Source organism: Vibrio sp. 1CM7H (assembly GCF_023161645.1).
GTDB classification, from domain to species: domain Bacteria; phylum Pseudomonadota; class Gammaproteobacteria; order Enterobacterales; family Vibrionaceae; genus Vibrio; species Vibrio diabolicus.
Genome location: NZ_JALNTV010000001.1, coordinates 1,329,784 through 1,355,617 on the forward strand (window position 1 = coordinate 1,329,784; position 25,834 = coordinate 1,355,617).

Annotated in this window: 24 protein-coding genes; 18 read left to right on the forward strand and 6 right to left on the reverse strand. The window is 45.4% G+C overall.

From position 1 onward, the window contains the following. From MSG33_RS05830 to MSG33_RS05880, 11 genes are all read left to right on the forward strand, one after another. Entirely contained in the window at window positions 1–1,053 is a 1,053-nt protein-coding gene (locus MSG33_RS05830) for a glycosyltransferase (RefSeq protein WP_248380206.1), read from the forward strand. Continuing rightward, complete coding sequence (locus MSG33_RS05835) at window positions 1,019–2,272, forward strand: O-antigen ligase family protein (RefSeq protein WP_248380208.1); 1,254 nt, start codon at window positions 1,019–1,021, stop codon at window positions 2,270–2,272. Before MSG33_RS05830 ends, MSG33_RS05835 begins: the two co-directional genes overlap by 35 nt. A 15-nt stretch (window positions 2,273–2,287) precedes the next feature. Then, window positions 2,288–3,121: a putative capsular polysaccharide synthesis family protein gene (locus MSG33_RS05840; protein WP_248380209.1), complete on the forward strand. Its 834-nt coding sequence runs from the start codon at window positions 2,288–2,290 to the stop codon at window positions 3,119–3,121. Further along, window positions 3,118–4,203: a glycosyltransferase family 4 protein gene (locus tag MSG33_RS05845; protein ID WP_248380210.1), complete on the forward strand. Its 1,086-nt coding sequence runs from the start codon at window positions 3,118–3,120 to the stop codon at window positions 4,201–4,203. Before MSG33_RS05840 ends, MSG33_RS05845 begins: the two co-directional genes overlap by 4 nt. Continuing rightward, window positions 4,157–5,464 carry an oligosaccharide flippase family protein gene (locus MSG33_RS05850; protein WP_248380211.1) on the forward strand — a complete coding sequence of 436 codons (1,308 nt, stop codon included), beginning with the start codon at window positions 4,157–4,159 and terminating at the stop codon, window positions 5,462–5,464. The genes MSG33_RS05845 and MSG33_RS05850 overlap by 47 nt, the downstream gene beginning before the upstream one ends. Window positions 5,465–5,466: 2 nt before the next feature. Next, entirely contained in the window at window positions 5,467–5,862 is a 396-nt protein-coding gene (locus MSG33_RS05855; protein ID WP_248380212.1) for a VanZ family protein, read from the forward strand. Window positions 5,863–5,929: 67 nt separating this feature from the next. Further along, window positions 5,930–6,250: a N(4)-acetylcytidine aminohydrolase gene (gene yqfB / locus MSG33_RS05860; protein WP_005385855.1), complete on the forward strand. Its 321-nt coding sequence runs from the start codon at window positions 5,930–5,932 to the stop codon at window positions 6,248–6,250. A gap of 50 nt (window positions 6,251–6,300) precedes the next feature. Continuing rightward, window positions 6,301–6,900 carry a TetR/AcrR family transcriptional regulator gene (locus tag MSG33_RS05865; protein ID WP_006742221.1) on the forward strand — a complete coding sequence of 200 codons (600 nt, stop codon included), beginning with the start codon at window positions 6,301–6,303 and terminating at the stop codon, window positions 6,898–6,900. Between the two features lie 149 nt (window positions 6,901–7,049). Next, the gene (locus tag MSG33_RS05870) at window positions 7,050–8,084 is read left to right on the forward strand and encodes an NADP-dependent oxidoreductase (protein WP_006742222.1); all 1,035 of its coding nucleotides are present in this window, start codon (window positions 7,050–7,052) and stop codon (window positions 8,082–8,084) included. A 15-nt stretch (window positions 8,085–8,099) separates the two neighbouring features. Continuing rightward, window positions 8,100–8,717, forward strand: coding sequence for a glutathione S-transferase (locus MSG33_RS05875; RefSeq protein ID WP_047008454.1), 618 nt, complete (start codon window positions 8,100–8,102; stop codon window positions 8,715–8,717). Window positions 8,718–9,006: 289 nt separating this feature from the next. Next, window positions 9,007–10,446, forward strand: coding sequence for a catalase (locus MSG33_RS05880; RefSeq protein ID WP_248380213.1), 1,440 nt, complete (start codon window positions 9,007–9,009; stop codon window positions 10,444–10,446). Between the two features lie 166 nt (window positions 10,447–10,612). Here MSG33_RS05880 and MSG33_RS05885 read toward each other — a convergent pair whose 3' ends face one another. After that, complete coding sequence (locus tag MSG33_RS05885) at window positions 10,613–11,491, reverse strand: NAD(P)-dependent oxidoreductase (protein ID WP_104970214.1); 879 nt, start codon at window positions 11,489–11,491, stop codon at window positions 10,613–10,615. Between the two features lie 180 nt (window positions 11,492–11,671). Continuing rightward, window positions 11,672–13,543, reverse strand: coding sequence for a fructose-specific PTS transporter subunit EIIC (locus MSG33_RS05890; RefSeq protein ID WP_248380214.1), 1,872 nt, complete (start codon window positions 13,541–13,543; stop codon window positions 11,672–11,674). Window positions 13,544–13,810: 267 nt separating this feature from the next. On the opposite strand from MSG33_RS05890, the gene MSG33_RS05895 reads away from it, so the two are divergent. After that, entirely contained in the window at window positions 13,811–14,113 is a 303-nt protein-coding gene (locus MSG33_RS05895) for a PTS fructose transporter subunit IIB (RefSeq protein WP_005463048.1), read from the forward strand. 8 nt (window positions 14,114–14,121) lie between these two features. Beyond that, entirely contained in the window at window positions 14,122–14,898 is a 777-nt protein-coding gene (locus tag MSG33_RS05900; protein WP_069498896.1) for a PTS sugar transporter subunit IIA, read from the forward strand. A 34-nt stretch (window positions 14,899–14,932) separates the two neighbouring features. On the opposite strand, the gene MSG33_RS05905 is transcribed toward MSG33_RS05900, so the two are convergent. Beyond that, window positions 14,933–15,775, reverse strand: a complete 843-nt coding sequence (locus tag MSG33_RS05905) for an AraC family transcriptional regulator (RefSeq protein ID WP_006742228.1) — start codon at window positions 15,773–15,775, stop codon at window positions 14,933–14,935. Window positions 15,776–16,160: 385 nt separating this feature from the next. On the opposite strand from MSG33_RS05905, the gene MSG33_RS05910 reads away from it, so the two are divergent. Together MSG33_RS05910 and manA are read left to right on the forward strand one after the other, a co-directional pair. Continuing rightward, window positions 16,161–18,068, forward strand: a complete 1,908-nt coding sequence (locus tag MSG33_RS05910; RefSeq protein ID WP_248380216.1) for a fructose-specific PTS transporter subunit EIIC — start codon at window positions 16,161–16,163, stop codon at window positions 18,066–18,068. Between the two features lie 75 nt (window positions 18,069–18,143). Then, window positions 18,144–19,376, forward strand: a complete 1,233-nt coding sequence (gene manA / locus MSG33_RS05915; protein WP_248380218.1) for a mannose-6-phosphate isomerase, class I — start codon at window positions 18,144–18,146, stop codon at window positions 19,374–19,376. Window positions 19,377–19,475: 99 nt separating this feature from the next. On the opposite strand, the gene MSG33_RS05920 is transcribed toward manA, so the two are convergent. The 3 genes from MSG33_RS05920 to norV are packed head-to-tail and all read right to left on the reverse strand — an operon-like array spanning window position 19,476 to window position 22,549. Beyond that, the gene (locus MSG33_RS05920) at window positions 19,476–19,844 is read right to left on the reverse strand and encodes a DUF1971 domain-containing protein (RefSeq protein WP_248380220.1); all 369 of its coding nucleotides are present in this window, start codon (window positions 19,842–19,844) and stop codon (window positions 19,476–19,478) included. 44 nt (window positions 19,845–19,888) lie between these two features. Continuing rightward, the gene (gene norW, locus MSG33_RS05925) at window positions 19,889–21,037 is read right to left on the reverse strand and encodes an NADH:flavorubredoxin reductase NorW (RefSeq protein ID WP_248380222.1); all 1,149 of its coding nucleotides are present in this window, start codon (window positions 21,035–21,037) and stop codon (window positions 19,889–19,891) included. A 9-nt stretch (window positions 21,038–21,046) separates the two neighbouring features. Beyond that, entirely contained in the window at window positions 21,047–22,549 is a 1,503-nt protein-coding gene (norV, locus tag MSG33_RS05930) for an anaerobic nitric oxide reductase flavorubredoxin (RefSeq protein ID WP_248380224.1), read from the reverse strand. Between the two features lie 190 nt (window positions 22,550–22,739). Between norV and norR the strand changes: the two genes are divergently transcribed. The 3 genes from norR (at window position 22,740) to azu (ending at window position 25,826) form a co-directional block, all read left to right on the forward strand. Then, window positions 22,740–24,272: a nitric oxide reductase transcriptional regulator NorR gene (gene norR / locus MSG33_RS05935; protein WP_248380226.1), complete on the forward strand. Its 1,533-nt coding sequence runs from the start codon at window positions 22,740–22,742 to the stop codon at window positions 24,270–24,272. Between the two features lie 88 nt (window positions 24,273–24,360). Then, window positions 24,361–25,011 carry an HAD family phosphatase gene (locus MSG33_RS05940; protein ID WP_225461277.1) on the forward strand — a complete coding sequence of 217 codons (651 nt, stop codon included), beginning with the start codon at window positions 24,361–24,363 and terminating at the stop codon, window positions 25,009–25,011. Window positions 25,012–25,373: 362 nt separating this feature from the next. After that, window positions 25,374–25,826 carry an azurin gene (azu, locus tag MSG33_RS05945; protein WP_005392455.1) on the forward strand — a complete coding sequence of 151 codons (453 nt, stop codon included), beginning with the start codon at window positions 25,374–25,376 and terminating at the stop codon, window positions 25,824–25,826. Window positions 25,827–25,834 lie beyond the last annotated feature (8 nt).

A 25,834-nucleotide genomic window follows, 5' to 3' on the forward strand; every position in this document is an offset into this window, starting at 1 on the left:
ATGAAAACCAAGATTCTACATATTATTAATGATCTTTCTCAGAACGGCGGTGCTCAGAAGTTCTTAGTCGACCTTGTTTTAGAACATAAGCCTGAATACGAAATCAAAATTTTGGTCTTGTGTGATGAAAATGATTTCTTACCAACGCTATCCGCCCAAGGGATAGAGTGTTTTAACTGGCGCACTTTGTCATTGAGTGAGAAATACTGTTTGCTGCGTTGGCCGCATGTCGTTCACGGGCACCTCTACCCTTCCATTTATCTAGCACTATTGGCGGTAGGTAAAAAACGAATCCAGACTGAGCACTGTTCTTACAACCGTCGACGTGACTACCCGCTGTTTAAGTTCATGGAGTACGTCTTATATTGGGGCCACGACTTGACGGTCAGTATTAGTGAAAAAGTACAAGATGAACTGGTGAAGTTCATGCCTCGCTACCAACATAAATATCACGTGGTGCACAATGGCGTTGATTTAAAAAGGTTTTCTATGACGCCAAGATGCGCCAGCCACCTAATCGACAAACCAGTTATCAAGATTGGAATGGTGGGCCGACTTCATCAACATAAAGATCATGAAACGCTTATCCAAGCACTTGTCCATTTACCGAGACGATACGAGCTCCATCTTGCTGGAGATGGCGAAAAAAAATCGTCACTGCAAGCGTTGGCAACAAAGCTCAACGTCACGCAACGTGTTCACTTTCATGGGGTAGTTTCTGATGTTCCAGCGTTTTTGAACGACATGGACATTTACGTGCAATCATCGCATGTCGAAGGCTTTGGCTTGGCGGCGGTTGAGGCCATGGCAGCAGGCTTACCCGTATTATCATCGGACGTACCCGGTTTGGATGACGTCACCGGACGTGCCGAATATTTATTTCAGGTAGGTAACTCAAATGAGCTGAGCCAAAAAGTGCTCCAGCTGTGTGAAAGTGTTGAGCGGTATGACGCTGCAAGTCAATACTCAGTCAATAGGGCCTCTCTCTACACCATCGATAAATTTCGTGAAGGTTACTATGGAATCTACCAGCAGCTTTGTGCCAACAAATAGTTCCGCGCCATCGAGCCAGCGAGCCTCATGGTTTGCGGCATGCCTACTGGCATTATTCTTTATTCCTATGAAGTTTCGTGCTGGAGGAATAGCACTAGCACCATCAGACATCGTAAGTCTTTTGTCCATTGGTTTTACAGCGTTAGTGGTATTGGAAGGAAAAGCTGAAAAACTCATGCATCCCTGTATGGGGTTCCTCGTATTGTTCACTGGGTATGTGTTCTTAAATGGCCTGCTAAATCGCGTCCCCTTAATGCCACTAGTTATAGAAACCGTGCAATGGCTGGCGATTCTCTGCTTGCTTAGCCTAATGTACGCCTATGGCGTGTTTGATGATGAAAGGGTTATGGTTTATTTCACTTACTTGCTGTTTTTGATCTGCACGCTCGTTGCCTTATGGCACTTTGCTCAAGGCTATCAAAGCGGGTTTAAGTTACTCGGGGTAAGTAAATACGGGTTCGGTGTACTTTGCTCACTACTGTACCTTTATCGGGATAAAATTCGCGCTTTCCACCTTTTGATGCTCGTTGCTTTGGTATTACTGGTGTTGTCGCAAGAAAGAAAAGCACTACTTGGTTTTTGTCTGCTTTTCTTCTTTGACCAGCTGCTCGTAAAAAACCTGATGAGAAAATCGCTTAATGAAACGTACACGTGGACGATTTTATTAGCCTTAAGCTTCATTGTGTTTACTGCCGTCACAACCACACTCTACGTTGGGTTTGAAACGCTAGCGGACACATTGGAAATAACCCAAGAAGACGTCTTATTTGCCAACCAAAGTGAAGCCCGCTGGGTATCGAATCTTCATAGAAAGCTTTTACTTGCCAATGGGCTAGATATTTTACTTCAACACCCGGTGTTAGGTGTCGGCGCGAAGATGCTGCCCAACTTTATGATCAGTTACTTTAACTATGATGAGCTGGCGATCTACACCCACAACTTTGTGTTAGATACCGCAATTGAATACGGGTTGCTCGGTATCGCCCTATTATTTGGTGGTTATTTTCTGTTTATTCGCTTTTGCTTCCGTAGTCTCAATGACAACAGGAAAAGCCTCTTACTCGCGATATACGCCCTCATCATGGTGTTCTTCGTTGCGGTAAATACCACCATCATTTTAATACTCTTATTACCCGTCATGATAAGCATGAGCCGCGAGTCAAAGGTCAACACCATTGCTCATACTTTTCCGGTAAACCATCACCACGAATTTGAATAATCAAGGATAGGATAGATGAAGTATTCAATCTCTCGACAATTTGAAAAGAACCGAGAACTCCAAGCTGACAATTTTGTTTTAGTTTACCAAATGGGCAAAGTTGGCTCATCGTCAATTGAGCACACGCTGGGAGAAAGAAATATCCCAAGCTATCACATCCACACCTTTGATGATCACGAAGAATTTCACATGTATCACAATAAAAAAGACGTGAGTAAATTTTTCGATTTCAAAAACCGAGCGCTCTATCGCTTAGTGCTCAAGCAACGAAAACGTATCTTACAAAAACGCGAGCAGATTAAAATCGTTACGCTGGTCCGCGATCCAATCGCAACTGTCTTTTCTCGTTTCTTTCAAGATCTCCATTTGCAATTTATCGAAGGCAAAAAGAACGATGCAATTCACCGAGATATGGAAGTCACGTATCAGCACCTCGAGCATTGCTTTGATAACTATATCAATCTCAACTATTTTGCGGACTGGTTCGACAACGAGTTAAAGCGTAATTTCAATATCGATGTGATGCGCCAAGAACTGGACAACACTCAACCTTTCTTCACATTCCAGAACGATCAGGCCAACGTCATGCTAGTCAAATGCGAACAGCTCAGTTCTCTTGATAAAGAAATCGGTGAGTTTCTTGAGTTGCAAGACTTCGTGCTGAAAAACAGCAACGAAGCAAAAAACAAGTGGTACTCCAATATCCACCAACACTTTAAGAATCACTACGACTTCTCAAAACTGTTCTATATGTACGATCTTCCCTTGTATCGCCACGTTTATTCAGAACAAGAGCGTGATGCTTTTAAACACAAATGGATGCAAACACCAGGGACAAAATCATCATGAAGAAAGTGCTCCATGTTACAGAAGCATTTGGAGGTGGCGTTCAAACCGCCCTCTATAGTTATGTTCACTCATCCAGAGACGAGCCTTATCAGCATTTCTTGCTAGCCAGAGCCCGAGAAAACGACTTGACCAATGAGAACAACCACCACATTTTCGTACAGACAAAGTGGGTAGAAGGCGGCTTGCTTCAATTTATTCGCGATGCAAACCACATGATTGCATCACTTGGTCCCGACGTCGTGCATTTGCACTCGAGTAAAGCAGGATTTCTCGGCCGATTTCTAAAGCTTGGCAAGGCACGCTTGGTTTACACACCGCACTGTTATGCCTTCGAACGTGAAGATATCTCAGAGCTTGCACGCCAGATCTATAAAGCACTAGAGAAAGTAAAACTGAGCAAAATTGATGTGGTTGCAGGCTGTAGCCAACGAGAGTGTGACCTAGCCATTAGCATTGGTGCGAAACATGCCGAACTGCTCAACAACTACGTGTCTTATCAAAGTGAAGATCGTATAGAGCGAGACAAGCAAGAAGCGCTGAAGATCGTTGTACTTGGTCGTGTCGCGCCCCAAAAAGATCCTCAGTTTCTTATCAGCACATTGCAGTTCCTTAATCGGTATGCGCTTAACCGCCCGATAGAGATCACATGGATAGGTGGCGGTGACCACGTACTCGAACAGAAATTACGTACTGAAAATGTGGATGTAACGGGTATGCTGCCTCGCGATGAGGTAGTTGAAAAGCTCAAGGGTTCAGACCTTTATCTACATACTGCAGCATGGGAAGGGATGCCGTTAACCATTCTAGAAGCATCCAAGTTACATCTTCCTATGGTTATTCGGACCATCGGCGCAACCAAAGATCTCAACTACCCGTTTTTAGCGCTCACACCTGAAGAAATGGCCAAGCAGATCGCGCATTGTGTCAATCATTATGAAGAGATCGATTTTCGCCAATATACAGCAGAATTAAACGATGCCTTCAGTGAAGAAAAGCAGCGCCTCGCACTCAATAATATTTACGGTAAATGCCCCTATGTTTCACACTATTCAACAAAAATTACTGTTGATGCCCAGCGGTAAAAAAAGCTTGCTATCTACTGGATTAAAAACCGCAATCACGCGTGTGTTGAGTGCGCTATTTGCTTTTTTACTGACTCTGATTGTATCGAAGACCAGTGACGCTTCGACGGCCGGTCAATTTTTCTTTTTATTCAACCTAGTCTCGCTACTCGCCATCGTTTCTCAGCTAGGTTTTGATGTCTCGTTAGTTCGTTACAATGCGATCGCTTTTAATAACAAAGAGAAGCTTGAACAAAGCCAAAACTATAAAACCGCACTTTATCGAAGTATGGCATTTTGCTTGCTCGCCATAGGCGTTTTGTTGGCAGGGTTTAATCTGTTTCCAGAGCAGCTAAACCAGACTCAATCACCAATGTATGCGATTACTTTATGCTTGCTTTGCATACCTTTCTTGGTGCTTGCGCAAACCAACAGTCGGGTGCTTCAAGCATGTAGAAAAGTTGTATCATCTCTGTTTGCGTTGCAGCTTGGGGTAAGCATGTTGATGGTCATTTTTGTCTTTGCCCTAGACTATATCGGTCAGCAAAATATCAACAATCTAATGACCGCACTGCTTTTAGCGAGCATAGGTGTCGCGGTCATATCTAGTGTCAATTGGCTAGGCTCAGATCAATATCAAACATCGGCTTTCGTACCAAACAAAAAAATGGTCTCTTCTGCCAAGCAAGTCTGGGTTGGCAGTATCTTCACGAATGTTCTTCAATGGGGAAGCCTTGTTATTGCGGGCTTTTTTATCTCAACAGCGGAACTCGGTTTGTTAGCCGCAGCCCAACGTACATCACTACTGATTGGCTTTGTGCTGATTACCATTAACTTTGTGGTCGCCCCGATGTTTGCCTCTCTCTACAAAGAGCGCCAAATGCGCAAACTGCAGAATCTGAGCCGCTTGGCGTGCCGAGCCAATGTTGGTTTAGCGATTGTTCCCGTAATTATTTGCACCCTCTTCCCCGAGTTTGTAATGCAGTTTTTTGGTGAGGAGTTTCTCGCCGCGGCACCACTATTAGTCGTCCTTTCTCTGGGGCAGTTAGTCAATGTTGCGACTGGTTCAGTAGGTTTTTTATTATTAATGAGTGGTCATGAGAGAACCATGAAATACATTACAATTTCCTCCGGTACGGTGTCCATCTGCCTACTTGTTACGCTTTGTCAAATGTTTGGGGTGATTGGTGCAGCGTGGGCAATGGCAATTGGCATGGCTATCCAGAATTTAGCTGCACTGTACTTTGTAAAACGTTACTTAGGCTTCTTTCCAATAGGTTAATTATGGCTTTAATACTGGCACGCACGAGTTTTGTTTTAGTCCTGATGCTAACCGCTTCACTTTCTTTGTGGAAAAGCTCTGACCTACACCATACCGCTTATCTGCAAATGGAAACCTACTTAGGCGGATCGAGTACGCTTCACTTTACTTTCAGTTTATTGATCGGCTTTTTATCGGTCTTCACGTTCCCTTCTCTGGTGAGCTCGAATAAAACCGACTTTTTTGGGATTCGTCTTTTGCTACTGCTGTTGGCTATCGTTTCAATGGAAGAAATAAGCCAACTTTTTATTCCAAATCGATCATTTAGTTTTGATGATCTCAGCACCAACTGGATAGGCGTTATCTCAGGTTACTTTAGTGCCAAGTTAATTCGCTTCATCCGCACTCGATCGTTCTAGTAATACAGGAATCTCTGGGGGATTTGGGTATATAATTACGCCAAACAACTAGACTAACGAGTACATCATGCCATCTCATCCAACCAAGATTACTTTTTTTGAATTCTTAACCCCGTTGATCACGTCAGGCAAAAAGACGATAACGATTCGAGATGAATCAGAAAGCCATTACGTTCCCAATACAGAAGTCGAAGTTTTTACCTTAGAAACGGATCGTAAAGTCTGCGATATCAAGATACGTTCTGTAGAACCACTTCACTTTGAAGATATTAATGAGTTTCATGCAGAACAAGAAGCCATCGAACTACCAAAACTCAAGCAGTTAATTCGAGAAATCTACCCAAATACCGACACGCTCTTTGTTATTGAGTATGAGCTGATTAAATAACCCACAACAAATACTAGACGACTGGTCTAATTCATTCTATAGTACACTTCATGAACGCAAAGACGAATGACACACGCCAACATATTCTCGACGTCGGATACGAGTTGATCGTAAACCGAGGGTTCACGAGTGTTGGCCTTTCAGAGCTTTTAAAAAAGGCCGCGGTGCCGAAAGGCTCGTTTTATCATTACTTCAAATCCAAAGAACAATTTGGTGAAGCGATGATTCAAGACTACTTTACTAAGTATTTTGAGCGTTTAAACGCACGCTTTACCAATACCGATCTGAATGGCTACCAACGCCTGATGAGCTACTTTGAAGAAATGGTCAAAGTAGAAGACGACGTATGTAATGCGAACAAATGTTTGTTGGTCAAGTTAAGTGCGGAAGTCTCCGATCTCTCAGAGTCCATGCGTCTAGCGTTACGCCAAGGTGCAGACAAAACCATTCAAGCAATGGCGGATTGCATTGACGTAGGCATTCAAGATGGCTCTATCCCAAATGGTGACAGTGCTTTATTGGCAAGGCAGATATACTACCTTTGGAACGGCGCAAGCTTGCTGAACAAACTGTATCAAGATCAGGCAGCATTAACGCAAAGTCTGACCTATACTCAACATCTACTGCAAAACACGCGAACTTGCCCATAGTAGGTAGCGTAAAAGTAAGATGAACACCCTACATGTGTTTCACAGTTGGTAATAACTCCTGTGATTGCACAATACACCTTCCCGCTCTATGAGCGGGATATTTTGAAATTAAAACTAGACGACCGGTCTAATTAATAAGTGAGATAAATATGACTAACGCAACAAATCGCAGAATCGTACTCGCGTCACGTCCCCACGGTGCACCAACAAAAGAAAACTTTCGTCTAGAAGAAGTGGCGAAACCGACTCCTCAAGATGGTGAGATGCTACTGAGAACCGTTTACTTATCTCTCGACCCATACATGCGCGGTCGCATGAGCGATGCCGAGTCATACGCCGATCCTGTTGCGGTTGATGACGTAATGATCGCTGGCACAGTTTGTCAGGTAGAAGCATCGAACCACCCAGATTATGAAGCGGGTGAATGGGTTCTTGCATACACTGTTGGCTGGCAAGACTACGCCATCTCAACTGGTGAGATGGTGATTAAACTTGGCAAAGAACCACAAAACCCATCATACGCTCTAGGTGTTGCTGGCATGCCAGGCTTTACCGCGTATATGGGCTTGCTCGATATCGGTCAGCCAAAACCAGGTGAAACCATTGTGGTAGCGGCCGCGACAGGCCCTGTGGGCGCGACTGTTGGTCAAATTGGCAAAATCAAAGGTTGCCGTGTTGTTGGTATTGCAGGCGGAGAAGAAAAGTGCCGTTACGCCAAAGAAGTCCTTGGCTTCGATGAATGTATAGATCACAAAGCTGACGACTTTGCAGAGCAGTTGAAAAACGCCTGTGACCAAGGTATCGATGTTTACTTCGAAAACGTAGGTGGCAAAGTATTCGAAGCTGTAATGCCACTTCTGAATACCAGCGCACGTATCCCACTTTGTGGTTTGATTTCTCAATACAACGCAACAGAACTGCCTGAAGGTACCGACCATCTTCCATTATTAATGGGCAAGCTGCTGACTAAACGAATCAAGGTGCAAGGCTTCATCATTTTTGATGACTACGGACATCGTTACGGTGAATTTGCGCAAGATATTAATCAATGGTTGGCAGAAGGAAAGATCCAATACCGTGAACATCTAGTACAAGGACTGGAGAATGCACCAGAAGCATTTATCGGTCTGTTGGAAGGTAAGAACTTCGGCAAGCTTGTAGTACAGATTAACGACCCATTATAAGGAAGGGATAAATAAATGATTAAACTTCACCATCTCAATCAGTCTCGCTCAAAGCGCATCATTTGGTTACTTGAAGAGCTAAATGTGGATTACGAAATCGTGCCTTATGTTCGTGACAAAGTGACCTTCATGGCACCGCCTGAGCTAAAGAGCGTTCATCCGCTTGGTAAATCGCCCCTGCTTGAAGATGATGGCGAGTTCATCATTGAATCTGGCGCGATGACCGAATATTTGATTGAGAAGTACAGTGATGGTGCGTTTGCTCCTGAGCGTGGGACGAAGGCGCACACTGAGTACCTGCAATGGATGCACTTTGCTGAAAGTTCAGCAATCTTACCAATGTTGTTAAAAATCTTTATTAGCAAAGAGCCAAACGAAACTCAATTTCTATCAGGCTATGCTGACAAAGAAGCGATGAACGTTCTGGGTTATTTCGAGCAATCGCTAGAAGGCAAAACTTACCTAGTAGAAGAACGTTTAACTGGCGCAGACATCATGATGTCATTTATTGTCGAGCTCGTGCATAAGTTCGGTTTGGCTGGTCACTTCCCGAATATTGAACGTTATGGAAAACAACTTGCAACGCATCCAGCGTTTGAAAAAGCTGAGCAAATTGAAGTGAAGTACTCCTAATCACTCCGCCCCTTTGATGATCAATAAAGCGATATCAAAGGGGCGATTTCCGACATTAACCTTGTCAACAAAGCGCAATTCATGCAAATGCCAGCGTGCTCTTTTTACCCTTTTCGCCAATACGTTAATAAACCAATCATAAAAATCAGCTAAGAATCTGATTCTAAGTTACTTTTCATCATCGTTCCCACCTATTGAATTGATAAGCAGTATCAGTTTTTGCTTCCAGCTTTTCCGTAATAATCTTCTCTTCAGTTGCTAAGGTATTGATCCCTGGAGGGGAAGAAAAATGACAAATAAGAAATTAACCACCGCCGCAGGCTGTCCTGTCGCCCATAATCAAAATGTGATGACTGCAGGTCCTCGTGGTCCCCAACTACTGCAAGACGTTTGGTTCCTTGAAAAACTGGCACACTTTGATCGTGAAGTGATTCCTGAGCGTCGTATGCACGCCAAAGGCTCAGGCGCTTACGGCACCTTTACTGTGACTCATGACATCACAAAATACACTCGCGCGAAGATCTTCTCGGAGATTGGTAAAAAGACCGAACTATTTGCTCGCTTTACCACCGTTGCGGGGGAGCGCGGTGCCGCCGATGCAGAGCGCGACATCCGTGGTTTTGCGCTAAAGTTTTACACCGAAGAAGGCAACTGGGACTTGGTTGGTAACAACACGCCAGTGTTCTTCCTCCGTGATCCACTAAAATTTCCAGATCTAAACCACGCGGTGAAACGCGATCCACGCACCAACATGCGCAGCTCGACAAACAACTGGGATTTTTGGACATCACTACCAGAAGCATTCCACCAAGTTACGATCGTTATGAGTGATCGTGGTATTCCAGCGTCTTACCGTCATATGCACGGCTTCGGTAGCCACACATTCAGCTTTATCAACGCAGAAAACGAACGTTACTGGGTGAAATTCCACTTTAAAACTCAGCAAGGCATCAAAAACCTGACTGACCAAGAAGCAGAAGCGATCGTAGGTAAAGACCGCGAAAGCCATCACCGTGACCTTTACGAAGCGATTGAGCGTCAAGACTTCCCTAAATGGAAGATGTACGTACAGATCATGCCTGAGCTAGAAGCGGATGAAGTGAACTTTAACCCGTTCGATCTAACAAAAGTATGGTCACAAAAAGATTATCCATTGATCCCAGTAGGCGAGTTTGAACTGAACCGTAACCCAGAAAACTTCTATGCGGAAGTTGAGCAGTCCGCGTTTAACCCGGCAGCTATCGTTCCTGGAATTGGCTTCTCGCCAGACAAAATGCTGCAAGGCCGTCTGTTTGCATACGGAGACGCGCAGCGTTACCGCCTAGGTGTAAACCATCACCAAATTCCAGTTAACGCGCCTCGTTGTCCGGTACACAGCTACCACCGCGATGGCGCAATGCGCGTTGATGGCAACTTTGGTTCAACACTAGGTTACGAGCCAAACTACAAACAAGAATGGGCAGAGCAACCAGATTACTCTGAGCCACCTCTACGCATCAACGGCAATGCTGATCATTACGATCACCGTGTAGACGAAGACTACTTCAGCCAAGCGGGTGACCTATTCCGTCTTATGAGCGAAGAACAGCGTCAAACTCTATTCGACAACACCACTCGTGCAATGGATGGTGTGCCAGACTTCATCAAAGAACGTCACGTTAACCACGCCTACCAAGCGGACGAAGCTTACGGCAAAGGCCTTGAGATTGCGCTAGGCTTAAACAAGTAAACGGACACTGCACCAGCAAATGCTGTGATAAGAAGACATAAAAAAGGAGGTGCCCCAAAGCACCTCCTCATTCAAGTTCGTTAGTCACACACTAATGTTCAAGGGGAACTATTATGATCAACTTAAATTTCTTCAAGCTCTTTGATACCAAAGAACTGTTTATCTACTACTGATTCTTAGCGACGGCTTTAATCAGAACAGATGTATCCATGCGACCTAAACCATCGCGTTGAAGGTCTGCGTATTGCTCATCCACTTTCTTAGTCAGTGGGAGCTCCAGACCCACTCGCTCTGCTTCTTGCAGACAGAAGCCTAAGTCTTTGCGCATCCAATCAATCGCGAAGCCAAAATCAAACTGATCTTCCGCCATCGTCTTGGCGCGGTTTTCCATTTGCCATGACCCTGCAGCACCGTGCTTGAGTGTTTCAACTACTTGTTCAATATCCAAACCTGATTTCTGCGCAAGTAACAACGCTTCGCTCAAGCCTTGAAGCACACCACCAATACAGATTTGGTTTACCATTTTACAACGTTGACCTTGGCCATTTTCACCCAGAAGTGTCATTTGCTTCGCATATACGTCCATCACTGGAGCAACACGATCAAAAATGCTTTGTTCACCACCACACATGATGGTTAGAACACCATTTTCTGCGCCTGCTTGACCACCAGATACCGGAGCATCAATGAAGTGATTGCCATATTTGGTACAAGCATCGGCCAATTCAACGGCTAAATCAGCAGAAGTCGTGGTGTGATCAACCAGTACCGCGCCTGCTTTTAGACCGACTAGAATCCCTTCTTCACCGTATACAACGCTACGCACGTCATCGTCATTACCGACACAAGTAAATACGATATCGCAACCTTCTGCCGCTTCTCGCGGTGTCTCACACGCAATGCCGTTGTATTCTGCAGCCCATTTATCAGCTTTGGCTTTGGTGCGGTTGTATACTTTGGTTTCATATCCCGCTTTGCTCAAATAGCCCGCCATTGGGTAACCCATAACACCCAAACCAATAAATGCTACTCGTTGTTTTTCCATTGCACGCTTCCCTTAGTTCACCTGACTGAAATGTTTTGTAACATGCTACTAAAGAATTGAAAACATTACTCGTAATTTATCCTTCACTCGCGGCACAAATAAAAGCGAACCGCGATGTTGGAGTAAATACCAAAAGCATTCATCAGGGTCATCGAGAAGACATTTATCAGAAGTAAAATGCTAAGACACTCTGCGCGATTGCAACAAAGCCGTGGCGTTCAACATGGCATCCTTGGTACTGACATCCAAGACTTGGATTTTTCGAAAACGTTCCGGTTCTTTAATCGCCACATCGTGAGCAAAAATCACAAACTTGGCTTTCTCGACGTCTTTCTCGGTAATTCGGTTGATGACGCCATTCGCGCCTTGGGTTTCGACTTTAATCTTAATGCCGAGTGCACACGCTGCTTTTTCCAATGACTTAGCCGCTAAGAACGTATGCGCCACACCTGATGGACAAGATGTGACCGCCAAAACATCCGCGTCACCTTCGCCTTGAACGGAACCATATACTTGAGAATGACCTGTGTAGCTTTCATCTTCGGTGACGGTTTTCTTTAGTGCAATCACGATCAACGCCGTGGTAACAGAGCCCGCAATCGTGCCGATGATGTAACCAATTTTTCCATCCACAACCGGGAGAACAATCCAACCGCCCCACGGTGCATGGTTCATTACGTGGAACATAAAGCCAATCACGTTACCGACGATGCCCCCCGCCACAATAGCGGGTAATACTCGTGCAGGGTCGCCAGCGGCAAAAGGAATCGCACCTTCGCTAATACCGATCATCCCCATAATACCTGCGGCTTTCCCCGCTTCGCGTTCATCTCGCTTGAATTTACTCGGCGCCAAAAACGTGGCTAGTGCCATACCCAATGGCGGCGTACAAATCGCAATACCGACCCCGCCCATCAACCATGGTTGCGTGTTCACTTGGGTTTGAGCAAACAAAGTCGCCACTTTGTTGATTGGGCCGCCCATATCAAACGCGGTCATTGCCCCAAGCACAGTTCCGAGCATTACTTTGCCTGAGCCCGCCATGCCCGTCAGCACCTCGTTCATGGTGGTCATTGCGCTGGCTATCGGAGCACCTATCACCCACATCACCGCGCCGCAAGTAACAAACGTACCGACTAGCGGATAAATAAAAATCGAGCCAAGCGAACTCATGCTGTCTGGTAGCTGAATTTTCTTTAATAGCCAAACGACAAAGCCAGCAAAAAAGCCGACCACAATCGCACCTAAAAAACCCGTATTGTAATGACTGACAGCAATCCAAGATCCAATCATACCCGGCGCAAGGCCCGGCTTGTCGGCAATGGAATAAGCAATGTAACCGCCAAGAACGGCAGTAAACAATGTCAGACCAGCAATCCCCATTTGGGCAATATCGGCCAGAATGCCCTCTTGTGGTACACCACCGTGACCAGAGATCATCACCGACAACGACAACAACACACCGCCCGCAACGATAAACGGGATCATGTGGGATGTGCCAAACAGCAAGTGCTCTTTAATGCGGCCAAGTTTTTGCGCCCAAGGGCTAAGGGGTTCTGATGCAAATTCTAAAGAAGTCGGGAGAAATTCATTGGATTGGGTTTGAATATCAGTCAGCATCTCAAGCGCTTCTTCTCGCGATTGAGCCTGTTTGAGCTTTTCAACAAAGCCGTCTTCGATAATTTTGGTGGAAATTTGTGCCAATACTTCAATGTGATGATGATCATCACCATCTGGAGACGCCAGCATAAAAAACACATCGGACAGCTCGCCATCTTCGGCACCATAATCAATCCCATTACGGCTGATCCCGACCGCGACAGCCGGTTTCGCTACAGCATCACTTTTGGCATGAGGGATCGCAATACCATCATCAAATCCTGTGTTACCGATCTCTTCTCGTTTCCAGATATCTGCCAAGAACTGGCTTTGACTATTGAGCTTGCCGGCGGCCTCTAGCATATCGACCAGCTCTTTGAGCGCTTCATCTTTGGTTTGAGCTTTTAGATCTAAGCATATCGTTTCTAGCTCAATTAGGTTTGTGATGTCCATTGTTTTACCTTCCAATATTCACGCTCGAATATATACCCAAGTGAGTTTGAGATACAGGATCCCCTGGCTCGTATGCGTTCCTACTCATTTTATTTGGGCATAGATTAACCAGTGCCTACCCTTTGATATATAGGACTAAAAGTGCATTAACTGGATTAATGTAACATGAGATTCAAACTGTGATAGAGCTCTTGCGTTAATCCAGCTCAAATCAATTCAATCTGCGGTGGCTGTGCTAATATCCACAAAAAATAAAATGGATAGAACATGAAAATCGTAGCGGTGACAGCATGCCCTACAGGCATCGCTCATACTTATATGGCGGCAGATGCACTAATGAAAGCTGCGCCAAAACATAACGTGCAAATTAAAGTAGAAACGCAAGGTGCGATGGGGATAGAAAATCAACTCACTCCTCACGATATCGCTCAAGCGGATCGGGTTTTGATTGTGTCAGATATTGAGATAGAACAACCTGGCCGATTCGAAGGGACGCGCAAAATTCAAATCCCCATTGAAGAGGTTTTGCTGAACGTCGACAAAGTATTCCTCGTCCACTGCCGCGACTAAATTTGCAGATGAACGAATACCAAATCACCTTTTTCGTCGATAATGCAAATGCCAGTGCGCACCTTGCTCAGCCACTCAATCGAGTGGCAAAGAAGTTCAAAAGTACCTTACATATCATTAATGTAACGCAAAATCGTGTTGCGGAACTCACCAAGTCCGTGGCGATTTTGCAAGCAGGTCTACAACAAGGTGATTTGTGTCAAATCACAGCGATTGGCATTGACGCAGAGTTGGCCTGCTTCGTCATCAAAGACATGATTGCTGAACACTTTACGGTGGTGGGATCTCATATCAACTATGAGTTTTCTAGCCAACTGGCCGAGCGTTTACCGCAAATTTGCCCACCTTGTGAAATCAAATGGCACTACGCCAAAGCGCATACCGCGCTCACCAAGTTTGAATGCCTTAAAGGATTAGCTCAGCTGATCCACCCCATTCATCCCGACGAACTGATTCTTGCTTTTATTAAACGCGAAGAACGTTCATCAACTTGCGTGACTCCGGGGATCGCTCTCCCACATGTGATGTTTTCAGGTGTTGACCACATTTCCATTGCCGTTATTGCAAATGAAAAGTCGATGGATTGGGCTTCAAAGATGGGTGATGTTCATCTGGCTATAGCACTGGTGATGCCAGAAAGGCCGACCCGAGATCAGATCATTGCGGCTACTAACCTCACACGAAATCTGCTTACCGATCAAATGGCGGAACGCCTACTACTAACAAAAAGCAGCGTCGACTTACAAGCGCTGCTGATGTACGCCATGTCGAGGCTGCTTGCCTAAACTTCTCTATGATTTACGCTCTCTGACTGAAGGCTTAAATCGAACCACGATATTCCGTCGGCGTTCTGCCTGTACGGTTCTTAAATACTCGGCAGAAATAGTTCACGTCTTTAAATCCACAGCGCACTGACACGTCATTGAGTTTGAAGTTGTATTTCTTGAGCATAAACTTCGCGCGATCCACGCGTACCCAAGTAATGTAGTCTGCCAAGGTCATGTGCCCCTGCTGACGGAACAAGCGCGACAAATGGTTCGAGGAAATACTGAATCTCGACGCAATGCTGTCACGCGTGATTGGGCGATGGAAGTTCTCTTGAATGTAGATGCAGATCCCTTGATAGAGATCTTGCACACGGCTATGTGACTGCTGCTCGACTGGCGCATCCAACATCGTCTTCGCGTATTGCAGCAATGCTTGCAGTAAAAGCTCATCCATTGGTTTTTTAGTATTCTCACGAGCCAGTGAGCTCAACGCTTCTAAGATGTTATCTATCGCAAATCCTGAGCGTGTTTGGATGCTATGCTTTTGAATATCGTAAAAGTTTGCCTCACCTTTGCGTTTGCTCACCAAACTTAACCCAAGTTGTCGACGCCCAAACAAAATACTTAACACTGAGCAATCGGTATCCCAGTCTGGTTTATTCCAACAGTTGGGTGGAATAAATATCGCGTCGCCTTTTTTAGCAACGATGTGCGTTACTTTTCGATCATGACTTTCCATTTCATTAATATATTCCCCATCCAGAACCAACTCTAGGCGAGGGAAATTAACTTGATAGCTAAATTCAGGCGGCGTATGAAAATCTCCTGCAAACCAAATATTATGAAATGGCTCTCTTTCATTTAATACCGCTGAAATTAAATCATGAAAAATCATTGTTTCACACTCTATATATGCATCAATGATGCTATTTACTATAGATATACACCGGACTGGACTTTTGTGCTATTGAGCAAAATCACACTTCCATTTTTATGTTACAAAAATCCAGTTAACGCATCAATTTTCCAGTAACAAAAACTCTATCAATAACACTCAATCCCTTTTCAAATGGGAGCAAAGCCACATTTCACTTATCGTTTGGCTTCTTATCCATCATGTCACAGATATACAGCTAGATTTGTCCAGTGAACGATCTAAATCACACTATAGTTAGTCGGTTACAATCCTCCAGTAAATGCATTTTTTCTTCACTACAGTCTTTTCATCAGTAATTTAAAAATACCCCTGAAATAAAAATTATATTTATAGGGGTTCGACAATGATCACCAAACTAATAAATGAAGACTTAATTAATCTTGATCTTAAAGCGTCTTCAAAAGAAGACGTATTTAAAGAACTGGTTGCCGTTCTTCATGCCCAAGGTCGTATTTCTGACCAAACACAATTTCTTGCAGATATAAAAGCACGTGAAGAATTAGGAAATACTGGATTTGAAGATGGCGTGGCAATTCCACACGCGAAAAGCGCAGCTGTGATTGAACCAGCGGTTGTGATCGGCGTAAGCAAATCAGGTATCGAATACGGCGCGGAAGACGGCTTGCCTTCAAAACTGTTCTTCATGATAGCTTCTCCAGACGGTGGCGATAACCACCATATCGAAGTACTTGCAGAACTGTCTTCAAAACTGATTGAAGATGGTTTCATCGATGCGTTCTTAGGCGCAACAAACAGCCACGACGCACTGGCACTCCTTCTTGCTAAAGAAGAACCGCAACCAGTGACAGATGCTCCAGCAAACCAAGGTTTCATCATTGGTGTTACTGGTTGTCCTGCTGGCGTTGCCCACACTTACCTAGCAGCAGAAGCGCTAGAGAAAGGTGCAGCGGCGATGGGTTACGAAATCAAGGTTGAAACGAACGGTTCAATCGGTGTGAAAAACAGCCCAACCGCAGAAGAAATCGAGCGTGCAGATGCCATCATCGTCGCCTGTGACAAACAAGTCGACATGAACCGCTTCGCGGGCAAACGCGTGGTTAAAACCAACGTAAAAGCCCCAATCCGCGATGCTCAAGGTCTGATTAACGAAGCGTTAAACGCACCGACCTACCAAGCTGAGTCCAATGGCAATACGCAAGCATCGGTTGCCGACAAAGCTTCTCAAGCTCGTTCTGACTTATATCGCTACTTGATGAACGGCGTATCACACATGATCCCCTTCGTCGTAACGGGGGGTCTGTTGATTGCACTTGCTCTTGCAATCGGCGGTCAGCCAAGTGAAGCCGGCATGGCCATCCCTGAAGGCAGCATGTGGAACCAAATCCTCAACGTCGGTGTGGTTGCCTTTACGCTGATGATCCCAATTCTAGCGGGTTACATTGCTTACGCGATTGCTGACCGCCCTGCTCTAACTCCTGGCTTGATCGGTGGTTGGATTGCAAACAACGGTTCTTTCTACGGCGCAGACGCAGGTACAGGCTTTATCGGTGCCATCATCGCAGGCCTGCTTGTGGGTTACTTCGTGAGGTGGATTACGTCGATTAACTACCACAAGTTTATTCAACCTTTGGTGCCAATCATGATTGCGCCAATCACAGGTTCGTTGTTCATCGCAGGTCTTTTCATCTTCATTATCGGCGCGCCAATCGCAAGCCTAATGGACGGTCTGACTGCGCTACTAACGAGCATGAGTACAGGTAACGTCGTTCTACTGGGTATCGTACTTGGAGGTATGGCTGGCTTCGATATGGGTGGTCCATTCAACAAGGTCGCATTCCTATTCTCTGTGGGCATGATTGCGAGCGGTCAAACTCAATTTATGGGTGCGATGGCGTGTGCAATTCCAGTTGCGCCTCTAGGTATGGCACTGGCAACGGCGCTTGGTCGTAAGTTCGACCTGTTCGAAGAATCAGAAACCGAAGCGGGTAAAGCCGCAGGTGCAATGGGTCTGGTTGGTATCTCTGAGGGTGCTATTCCATTCGCAGCGCAAGATCCAATGTCAGTGATTCCTGCAAACGTACTTGGATCAATGGTGGCGGCAGTAATGGCGTTCTCATTCGGCATCACCAACAGCGTTGCTCACGGCGGTCCAGTTGTCGCTCTACTTGGCGCGATGAACCACCCAGTCCTTGCTCTGATTTGTATGGCAGCTGGCGCAACGGTTACCGCAGTAACGTGTGTAACGTTGAAGAAAGTACGTAAAGCAAAAATGATGCAAGCAGCCGCTTAATCCCCCTCCCCCAAATGGCTCCTATGGCTTGGGCAATGTCGCCCAAGCCATGATTTTCTCGCATGGTGACACTCTATGTCTGATTTAACGATGTCCGATACACAAACGATTCAAACTCAAGCTAAGCATCCGATGTTTTTCCTGATGAACAACGTGATTCAAAACTACGCTTGGGGAAGTACTACTTCTGTTAACCAACTGTTTGGCATTGAAAACCCAACGGGCGAACCACAAGCAGAAGTATGGATGGGCGCGCATCCAAACGGTTGCTCATTGGTGATGGTAAACGGTGAGGAGACCAAACTGTCTTCACTGATTGCTCAAGACATGAATGCCTTTCTGAGTGAAGAAGTCGCAAACCGTTTTGGTGAACTTCCATACCTATTTAAAGTACTTGCCGCTGAGAAAGCGCTGTCGATTCAAGTTCACCCAAACAAACAACAAGCAGAATTAGGCTTTGCACTGGAAGAAAAACAAGGCATTCCCCTAACCGCTGCAAACCGTAACTACAAAGATCCAAACCACAAACCTGAGTTGGTTTACGCGCTAACCGAATACCAAGCGATGAATGGCTTCCGCCCAACCAGTGAAATCATCAGCTTCTTCTCTGAACTGGCGATTCCTGAGCTACAAGGCTTGGTGGATGACCTTCTCGCAAACCAAACGCCAACGGGCTTAGCAACCTTCTTCTCGGGTCTACTGTCACTAGAGGGCGAACAGAAAGAGATGGCGTTGACGGTGCTATTAGCTCAAGCTCGCATCACCGACTTACCTCTGTTCAACCTGATTCTTGATTTAGAGAAGCAATACCCTGGCGATATTGGTTTATTTGCACCACTGATGCTCAATGTGATTACCCTACAACCGGGCGATGCCATGTTCTTAGATGCAGAAACGCCACACGCTTACTTGAAAGGTACAGGTCTTGAGATCATGGCGAACTCAGACAACGTACTACGCGCAGGTTTAACGCCGAAGTATATGGATGTAAAAGAACTCGTTGCATGCACACGCTTCGAAGAAAAACCATTCGACAGCCTATTGCTCGCACCAAATGAAATCGACGACATATTGGAATACCCAGTTCCCGTCGACGATTTCAAATTCGCGATTGTAAAACAAGCCAACCAACGAACGCTTGCTGTAAGAACCGCAGAAATCCTGTTGCCGCTAGATTCCCCGCTCGTGATTACACACGCAAATGGTGAAACATGTGTAGTAGATAAAGGCCAATCTGTTTTCATTCCGGCTTACGCAAAACAATACACCTTGAATTGCGAAGGTCGTGTGGCGCGGGCTTACAGTTAATATCGCTGATTAAGTTCACATGTCGTTACTGCCAACAAGCAAAAAAGAGCAGAGAAACGTCTCTGCTCTTTTACTTAATATGCGCTTTTCCCGATAAATTCACGCAATAATCAAATTGTCTAGAAAGGTTTGCTGCTTAGCGTGGAACATCGCTTGTCCACTTTTATCTTTATTCGACCAAAAGTTAATATTGAACTGTGCATCATCGCTCATTTCAATACGATGCCAATACTGTGGCGGGCTTGTCGCGAACTGACCTGCATTGATCACGACGACCATTTCAGGCTCTGTCGCGAATTCATCTGCAAAACCATAATAGGTGACTTGCCCCTCCATTACGCATAACTGCCCAAACACGCCTTCGGCTGTGTTGTGATGAGTTAGAAGAGCAGGAGGCACACTGCCTTTGGTAAAAAATGGCGTCGAACGTTGAACCGTCCAGTCTTTCGGAATACGAAGATGTGACATGGTTATCCCCTCTTTGAATATAAAATTGTGCTGCTTGAAGCGAGTTACGATTGCGCGACTTGAGACAGTTCACGCAGTAACGGAAAAGCCTGAGCCACTTGCTCGCCCGTCACAACAAACCCTGTCAATATGCTTTGTTCATTTTCAGCTTTTGCTACGATGCCAGATTGAGAAATCTGCACATTCCAATTCGCGACAGCACTGAAGTCCCCGGCAAGCTGAATTGGGTAACTCGGCGTTTTGACTTTTACCATCATTGGCGGCAACTTCAATTGCGCTTCCTGCCCAAGCAACTGCTTACCTAAAACATTAGCGCTCAACACGATTGGCTGAAGGTATGGAAGCATGCGCCCTTGTATCTCGGCGCAATCGCCCAGAGCGAATACATTGTTCGCAGAAGTCTGCAGCTTAGCGTCGACAGCAATGCCTTTCCCAACCTCTAATCCACAAGCATTCGCTAATTGAGTGTTTGAAAGCAAGCCAGCAGCAGAAATCACTACATCAGTCTCGATCACTTCACCGCAGTTCAAAGTCGCTACCAACGAATCGGCTGTACGATTCATCTCAACAACCCCATTTCCCAACGCCAGTTGAATGCCTTGCTGCTTAAGTTGGCTTTCCAGAGGCAACGCCACAAACTCAGGAATAAGATTGGCAAGCAAGCGTTGGTTTGATTCAACCACCGTAACGGCTTTACCGCTGCTCGCAATATCCATTGCAATCTCAACGCCAATCAAACCACCACCGATAACCATTACGCGCCTTGCTTGACTGATTCTCTCTTCTGCGAGCTGATACTCTTGTAACGAATTGAGCGTTAGGACATCGCCAGAAGCATCACCTCGCATTGGAGGAACAAAGGCTTTCGCGCCCGTTGCAAAAATCAGTTTGGAGTACGCATAAACTTGTCCATCTGCTACCACTTGTTGGGCTTGCGTATCCACACTATCAATTTTAGTGTGGGTTAATAACTCGATATGATGCTCTTGAGCAAACGCTTCTCCCGTTTTTACCACCAGATCCCTCGCGGTCTGTTTTCTACTGAACACATGGCTCAAATCGGGCTTGTTATACTCCGCACCGTCATCAGCGGTGAATACTTGAATTGACACCTGTGCATCCATTCGACGCACAGTTTTAACCAGTTGATACGCAGCAAAGCCACTGCCTATGATTACAATTGGTGCTTGCATCACAGCTCCTTAACCCTTGAACTCAACAAATACATCTTTACCCAAGTGACACTCAGGGCAAAGGAAGTAATCCGGAACGTCTGACCACGTGGTACCCGGTTCAATTCCTTGATTAGGCTCCCCCTGAGCAGGGTCATACACCCAGTTACAAACGGTGCAAATCATGCATTGGCAATCTGATGGATGTGCCTCTGAGCTTGGATTAATAAGCTCCCTTTCGACCACGGCTTGCGTTTCTACTTGTACAACGGGCTGTGATTGAACTTGCGGTGCAGACGCAGCCATCATCGGAGCCGCAACAGGACTTGTTAGTGGATGTTTCGCCCACAGTTTCGCGATGCTCTTGCCATGTTCACGACACTCACGCATCGCTTTACCATCTGGTCGCCATTTAGTTTTCAGGCTGACTGCCGTTTCAAAACCCGCGTCGGTCAACCGTGCGTGGATACGGTCTACCGCACCACCATTCCAACCGTAGCTACCAAAGGCAGCGGCTTTTTTCGCTTTAAAGCGCAGACCGGTAATTTCTTCTAGCATGCCTGCGATCTTCGGCATCATGACGTTATTCATGGTAGATGAACCAACCAATATGCCTTTTGAGCGGAACACATTGGCGAGGATTTCATTTTTGTCATGTTTAGAGACATTGAAGACTTTGACCGCCACGCTAGGGTCAACATCGTGAATGCCCTGCGCAATGGCATCTGCCATCATTCGGGTATTGTTCGACATAGAATCGTAGAAGATGGTAATACGATCTTCTTGGTAGTTATCCGCCCATTCCAAATATTGCTCGATGATTTGAACTGGGTTATCGCGCCATACAATACCGTGTGAAGTTGCAATCATGTCGACAGGCAAATTAAAGCTCAACACTTCTTTGATTTTAGCGGTTACCAAGCTGCTGAATGGCGTTAGGATGTTTGAGTAGTAACGCAGACACTGTTCCATCAGCTCATTTTGATCCACTTCATCATTGAATAAGCGTTCATCGCAGTAGTGCTGACCAAATGCGTCGTTACTGAATAACACTGCATCACCCGTTAGGTATGTCATCATGCTGTCTGGCCAATGCAGCATTGGCGCTTCCACAAACACCAATTGCTTACCGTTACCAATATCGATGCTGTCACCCGTTTTTACCGTTTTAAAGTTCCATTCGGGATGATGGTGATGGCCAACAATCGAATCAATCGCCGCTTCCGTACAGTAAATTGGCGTGTTCGGAATCTTCTCCATCAATGCAGACAATGCGCCCGAGTGATCTTCCTCTGCATGGTTCACGACGATAAAATCGATCGTCTTAAGATCGATTTCCATTTCTAGGTTCTGGATAAATTGCTGGCTGAATCGATGATCGACCGTATCGATCAGTATGGTTTTCTCTTCACGAATTAGATAACTGTTGTAACTGGTGCCTTTTGTCATTTTGTATTCTGTACCATGGAAATCTTGAACTTCCCAATCGCGTTGACCTACCCAGTGGATGTTGTTTTTTACGTGAATTGTCATAATTACTACCTTGAATGACGGGATAAACAAAAATAATTTCTTCTTGTACTGCACTGGGCATGCCAACTTTTAATTGCCATATATTTCAATAATTTAATTAAAATAAAACTTTAAAAACTGTCATTTAGACACAGTTGAAAATTGTCATTAAGACACTACAATAGTCATATTGACACAATTGGTATTGGCTATGACTTCTTTAATCGCGCAATGGCTACACATCACGCAAGACCTAAATTCAGCGCTCACTCGGCAAGCTCGATTTGATACCTTATTAACAACGATTCGCGAGATATTAAAATGTGATGCTTCTGCTCTTCTTTTGTATGAAGATCAGCACTTTAAGCCGCTGGCTATCAATGGCTTAGCAAAGGAAGTATTGGGACGCCGTTTTTCTATAAACCAACACCCGAGATTGGAAGCCATTGCACGCGCTGGCGATATCGTACGGTTTCCATCGAATAGCGACTTACCCGATCCCTATGACGGGTTAATTCCGAACCACGACGACAAGCTGCACGTCCATTCATGTATTGGTCTCCCTTTGTTGATCGACGATCAATTGATTGGCGCGATCACTATTGATGCCTTCGACCCGAATCAGTTCGATGGTTTACTCAATCAAGAACTACGCTTTGTAAGTGCGTTAGCCGCGGGGGGCTTGCACACTGCTCTACTACTGGAGCAGTTAGAAACACAAGCAAGCTTGCCACGTGAGTCTTACACTGAGAAACGCACCTTGAGCAACGAAATCATTGGCAAATCGGCTGGGATGAAAGCACTTCAAGAGCAAATCGATGCGGTGGCAGATACCGAGCTATCAGTGTTGATAATGGGTGAAACAGGGGTTGGTAAAGAGCTCGTCGCAAACGCAATTCATCATCGCTCTCACCGAGCCAATAATACCTTGGTGTACTTAAACTGTGCCGCGTTACCTGAATCTGTCGCAGAGAGTGAACTTTTTGGTCATATCAAAGGTGCTTTTACTGGTGCTATCAGTAATCGCAAGGGTAAGTTCGAGCAAGCCGACGGCGGCACACTATTCTTGGATGAAGTTGGCGAACTTTCTCTGGAGTTGCAAGCCAAGCTACTTCGCGCATTGCAATATGGCGATATCCAGCGTGTTGGGGATGACCGACATATTCGAGTCAACACACGCATTGTGGCGGCAACGAACCGTGTTCTGCATGAAGAAGTAAAAGCTGGCCGTTTCAGAGCAGATTTGTACCACCGTTTGAGTGTATTCCCTCTTCATGTTCCCCCACTTCGTGAACGTGAAGACGATGTCGTGCTACTGGCTGGTTTCTTTGCAGAGCAACTACGCAGCAAGTTGGGGCTGAACAGTATTCGACTCTCTCCCACTCTAGTTCAAGCACTTAAAGATTACTCTTGGCCGGGCAACGTGCGTGAACTGGAACACGTCATCAAACGAGCGGGCGTGCTTGCCAAAGCTAGAAATCAATCGCTGGATATCGAATTGGTGGAACAAGATTTCGATATCAAAGCGTCGAACAATCAGCCCACCACTGAAGAGTCAGGTATACCTAGCTCTTCATTTGAACTGTCAGACGATGGTTTAAAGCAAGCCACTGACACCTTCCAAAAAGCCATGATTATAAAAGCACTAGAGCAGAATCAAGGAAACTGGGCTGCAACAGCACGTCAGTTAGAACTCGATAATGGTAATTTACACCGCTTAGCCAAACGGTTAGGTATAAAGTAAAAAAGGATACGGACGGTTTGAATTCCGCAAGAAAATCTATCTCGCTTATGTCAAAATGCACCATCACAATCGAAAAGTCTGTAATGTAATGAACTACCAAGCTGCTATTTTTGATATGGATGGTTTGCTCCTTGATACTGAGCGCGTCTGTATGCGTATTTTCCAAGAAGCATGTGAAGTCCAAAACCTTCCGTTTTATGAAGATGTTTACCTGTCGATCATTGGTCGCAATGCGGCAGGTATTGAAGCAATTTTCCGCAAAGCCTACGGTGAGAACCTAGACCGCCTGCATCATGAATGGCGTACTCGTTACAATGCTGTCGTCAAACACCAAGCCATCCCAGTGAAAAATGGTGTTGTTGAGCTGCTAGAATGGCTGAAAGCACAAGGCTTACCAATCGCAGTAGCGACTTCTACGGCAAAGGAGGTAGCGAAAATCAAACTGGAATTAGCGGGTTTGAGTAAGTACTTCGACAACCTCACCACAGGCTGCGAGGTAAACCACGGTAAACCCGATCCAGAAATCTATTTGCTGGCAGCGAATCGTCTGGATGTAGAACCAAGCCAATGTTTGGCCTTTGAAGATTCCAATAACGGTGTTCGCGCAGCCGTGGCAGCGAATATGGTTACTTATCAGATTCCGGATTTAGTTGAACCTTGCGAAGAGGTAAAACAATTTGGTCATTTCATCGTGCCGTCATTACATGAAGCGTTAGATGCGTTGAAGCAAAATCGCTAAACGTCAACTGCCGCTCTAACTGTTAAAGCTCAGCAATTTGGCTGAGCTTTTTTATACTTGAACCTCTCCTCTCACCTTCTCTAATCTACTTCTAATGAATGCCAAGATACTGCTCCAAAGGCTTAATAAGATAGACCTAATCTCTGTACGGAGCGTATTCCTTTCTTTTTTGATTTACCTCACGCCATCGCATGAAATAGGGCCTATGAGTGATCAAATAGTGGAACTAACCAGTACAACTTTGCAACAAAACGTCAATATACCGCTTGAAGCACGTTTTTCGAGTGAAAATTGGCTGATAATGAGAACTATTGGATGAGATTAATCCAAGTCAGCCCAAAATATAAAATGGAGAGTGTTATATGTCTTTACGTTTATTAGCAGCAACCTTCGCATTAGTAGGAATGAGCTTTGGTGCCCAAGCCAGTGCCGAGTGTGAAGTGTCCCTAGATGCTAACGATATGATGCAGTTTTCTACTAAAACACTGAGCGTTCCAGCCACTTGTAAAGAAGTAAAACTGACGCTAAACCACACAGGTAAAATGCCTGCACAATCAATGGGTCACAACGTCGTTATCGCAGATACCGCTAATCTACAAGCAGTAGGTACGGACGGCATGGCAGCAGGTGCAGAAAACAATTACGTGAAGCCAAATGACGACCGTGTATACGCTCACACAAAAGTGATTGGCGGCGGTGAAAGCACCAGCATTACTTTCAGCACTGAAAAAATGAAAGCTGGTGGCGACTACTCATTCTTCTGCTCGTTCCCTGGTCACTGGGCGATCATGCAGGGTAAATTTGAGTTCAAATAAGAGCTAAC

Excerpts from the sequence above, each read along its gene's own strand:
- MSG33_RS05830 (WP_248380206.1), top strand. The coding sequence starts at position 1 with ATGAAAACCAAGATTCTACATATTATTAATGATCTTTCTCAGAACGGC.
- MSG33_RS05940 (WP_225461277.1), top strand. The coding sequence starts at position 24,361 with ATGAACTACCAAGCTGCTATTTTTGATATGGATGGTTTGCTCCTTGAT.
- MSG33_RS05885 (WP_104970214.1), bottom strand. The coding sequence starts at position 11,491 with ATGGAAAAACAACGAGTAGCATTTATTGGTTTGGGTGTTATGGGTTAC.
- MSG33_RS05855 (WP_248380212.1), top strand. The coding sequence starts at position 5,467 with ATGGCTTTAATACTGGCACGCACGAGTTTTGTTTTAGTCCTGATGCTA.
- MSG33_RS05875 (WP_047008454.1), top strand. The coding sequence starts at position 8,100 with ATGATTAAACTTCACCATCTCAATCAGTCTCGCTCAAAGCGCATCATT.
- manA (WP_248380218.1), top strand. The coding sequence starts at position 18,144 with ATGTCTGATTTAACGATGTCCGATACACAAACGATTCAAACTCAAGCT.
- MSG33_RS05920 (WP_248380220.1), bottom strand. The coding sequence starts at position 19,844 with ATGTCACATCTTCGTATTCCGAAAGACTGGACGGTTCAACGTTCGACG.
- MSG33_RS05845 (WP_248380210.1), top strand. The coding sequence starts at position 3,118 with ATGAAGAAAGTGCTCCATGTTACAGAAGCATTTGGAGGTGGCGTTCAA.
- MSG33_RS05870 (WP_006742222.1), top strand. The coding sequence starts at position 7,050 with ATGACTAACGCAACAAATCGCAGAATCGTACTCGCGTCACGTCCCCAC.
- norV (WP_248380224.1), bottom strand. The coding sequence starts at position 22,549 with ATGACAATTCACGTAAAAAACAACATCCACTGGGTAGGTCAACGCGAT.
- MSG33_RS05890 (WP_248380214.1), bottom strand. The coding sequence starts at position 13,543 with ATGGACATCACAAACCTAATTGAGCTAGAAACGATATGCTTAGATCTA.
- MSG33_RS05880 (WP_248380213.1), top strand. The coding sequence starts at position 9,007 with ATGACAAATAAGAAATTAACCACCGCCGCAGGCTGTCCTGTCGCCCAT.
- azu (WP_005392455.1), top strand. The coding sequence starts at position 25,374 with ATGTCTTTACGTTTATTAGCAGCAACCTTCGCATTAGTAGGAATGAGC.
- norR (WP_248380226.1), top strand. The coding sequence starts at position 22,740 with ATGACTTCTTTAATCGCGCAATGGCTACACATCACGCAAGACCTAAAT.
- MSG33_RS05910 (WP_248380216.1), top strand. The coding sequence starts at position 16,161 with ATGATCACCAAACTAATAAATGAAGACTTAATTAATCTTGATCTTAAA.
- yqfB (WP_005385855.1), top strand. The coding sequence starts at position 5,930 with ATGCCATCTCATCCAACCAAGATTACTTTTTTTGAATTCTTAACCCCG.
- MSG33_RS05840 (WP_248380209.1), top strand. The coding sequence starts at position 2,288 with ATGAAGTATTCAATCTCTCGACAATTTGAAAAGAACCGAGAACTCCAA.
- MSG33_RS05900 (WP_069498896.1), top strand. The coding sequence starts at position 14,122 with ATGAACGAATACCAAATCACCTTTTTCGTCGATAATGCAAATGCCAGT.
- MSG33_RS05865 (WP_006742221.1), top strand. The coding sequence starts at position 6,301 with ATGAACGCAAAGACGAATGACACACGCCAACATATTCTCGACGTCGGA.
- norW (WP_248380222.1), bottom strand. The coding sequence starts at position 21,037 with ATGCAAGCACCAATTGTAATCATAGGCAGTGGCTTTGCTGCGTATCAA.
- MSG33_RS05850 (WP_248380211.1), top strand. The coding sequence starts at position 4,157 with ATGTTTCACACTATTCAACAAAAATTACTGTTGATGCCCAGCGGTAAA.
- MSG33_RS05835 (WP_248380208.1), top strand. The coding sequence starts at position 1,019 with ATGGAATCTACCAGCAGCTTTGTGCCAACAAATAGTTCCGCGCCATCG.
- MSG33_RS05895 (WP_005463048.1), top strand. The coding sequence starts at position 13,811 with ATGAAAATCGTAGCGGTGACAGCATGCCCTACAGGCATCGCTCATACT.
- MSG33_RS05905 (WP_006742228.1), bottom strand. The coding sequence starts at position 15,775 with ATGATTTTTCATGATTTAATTTCAGCGGTATTAAATGAAAGAGAGCCA.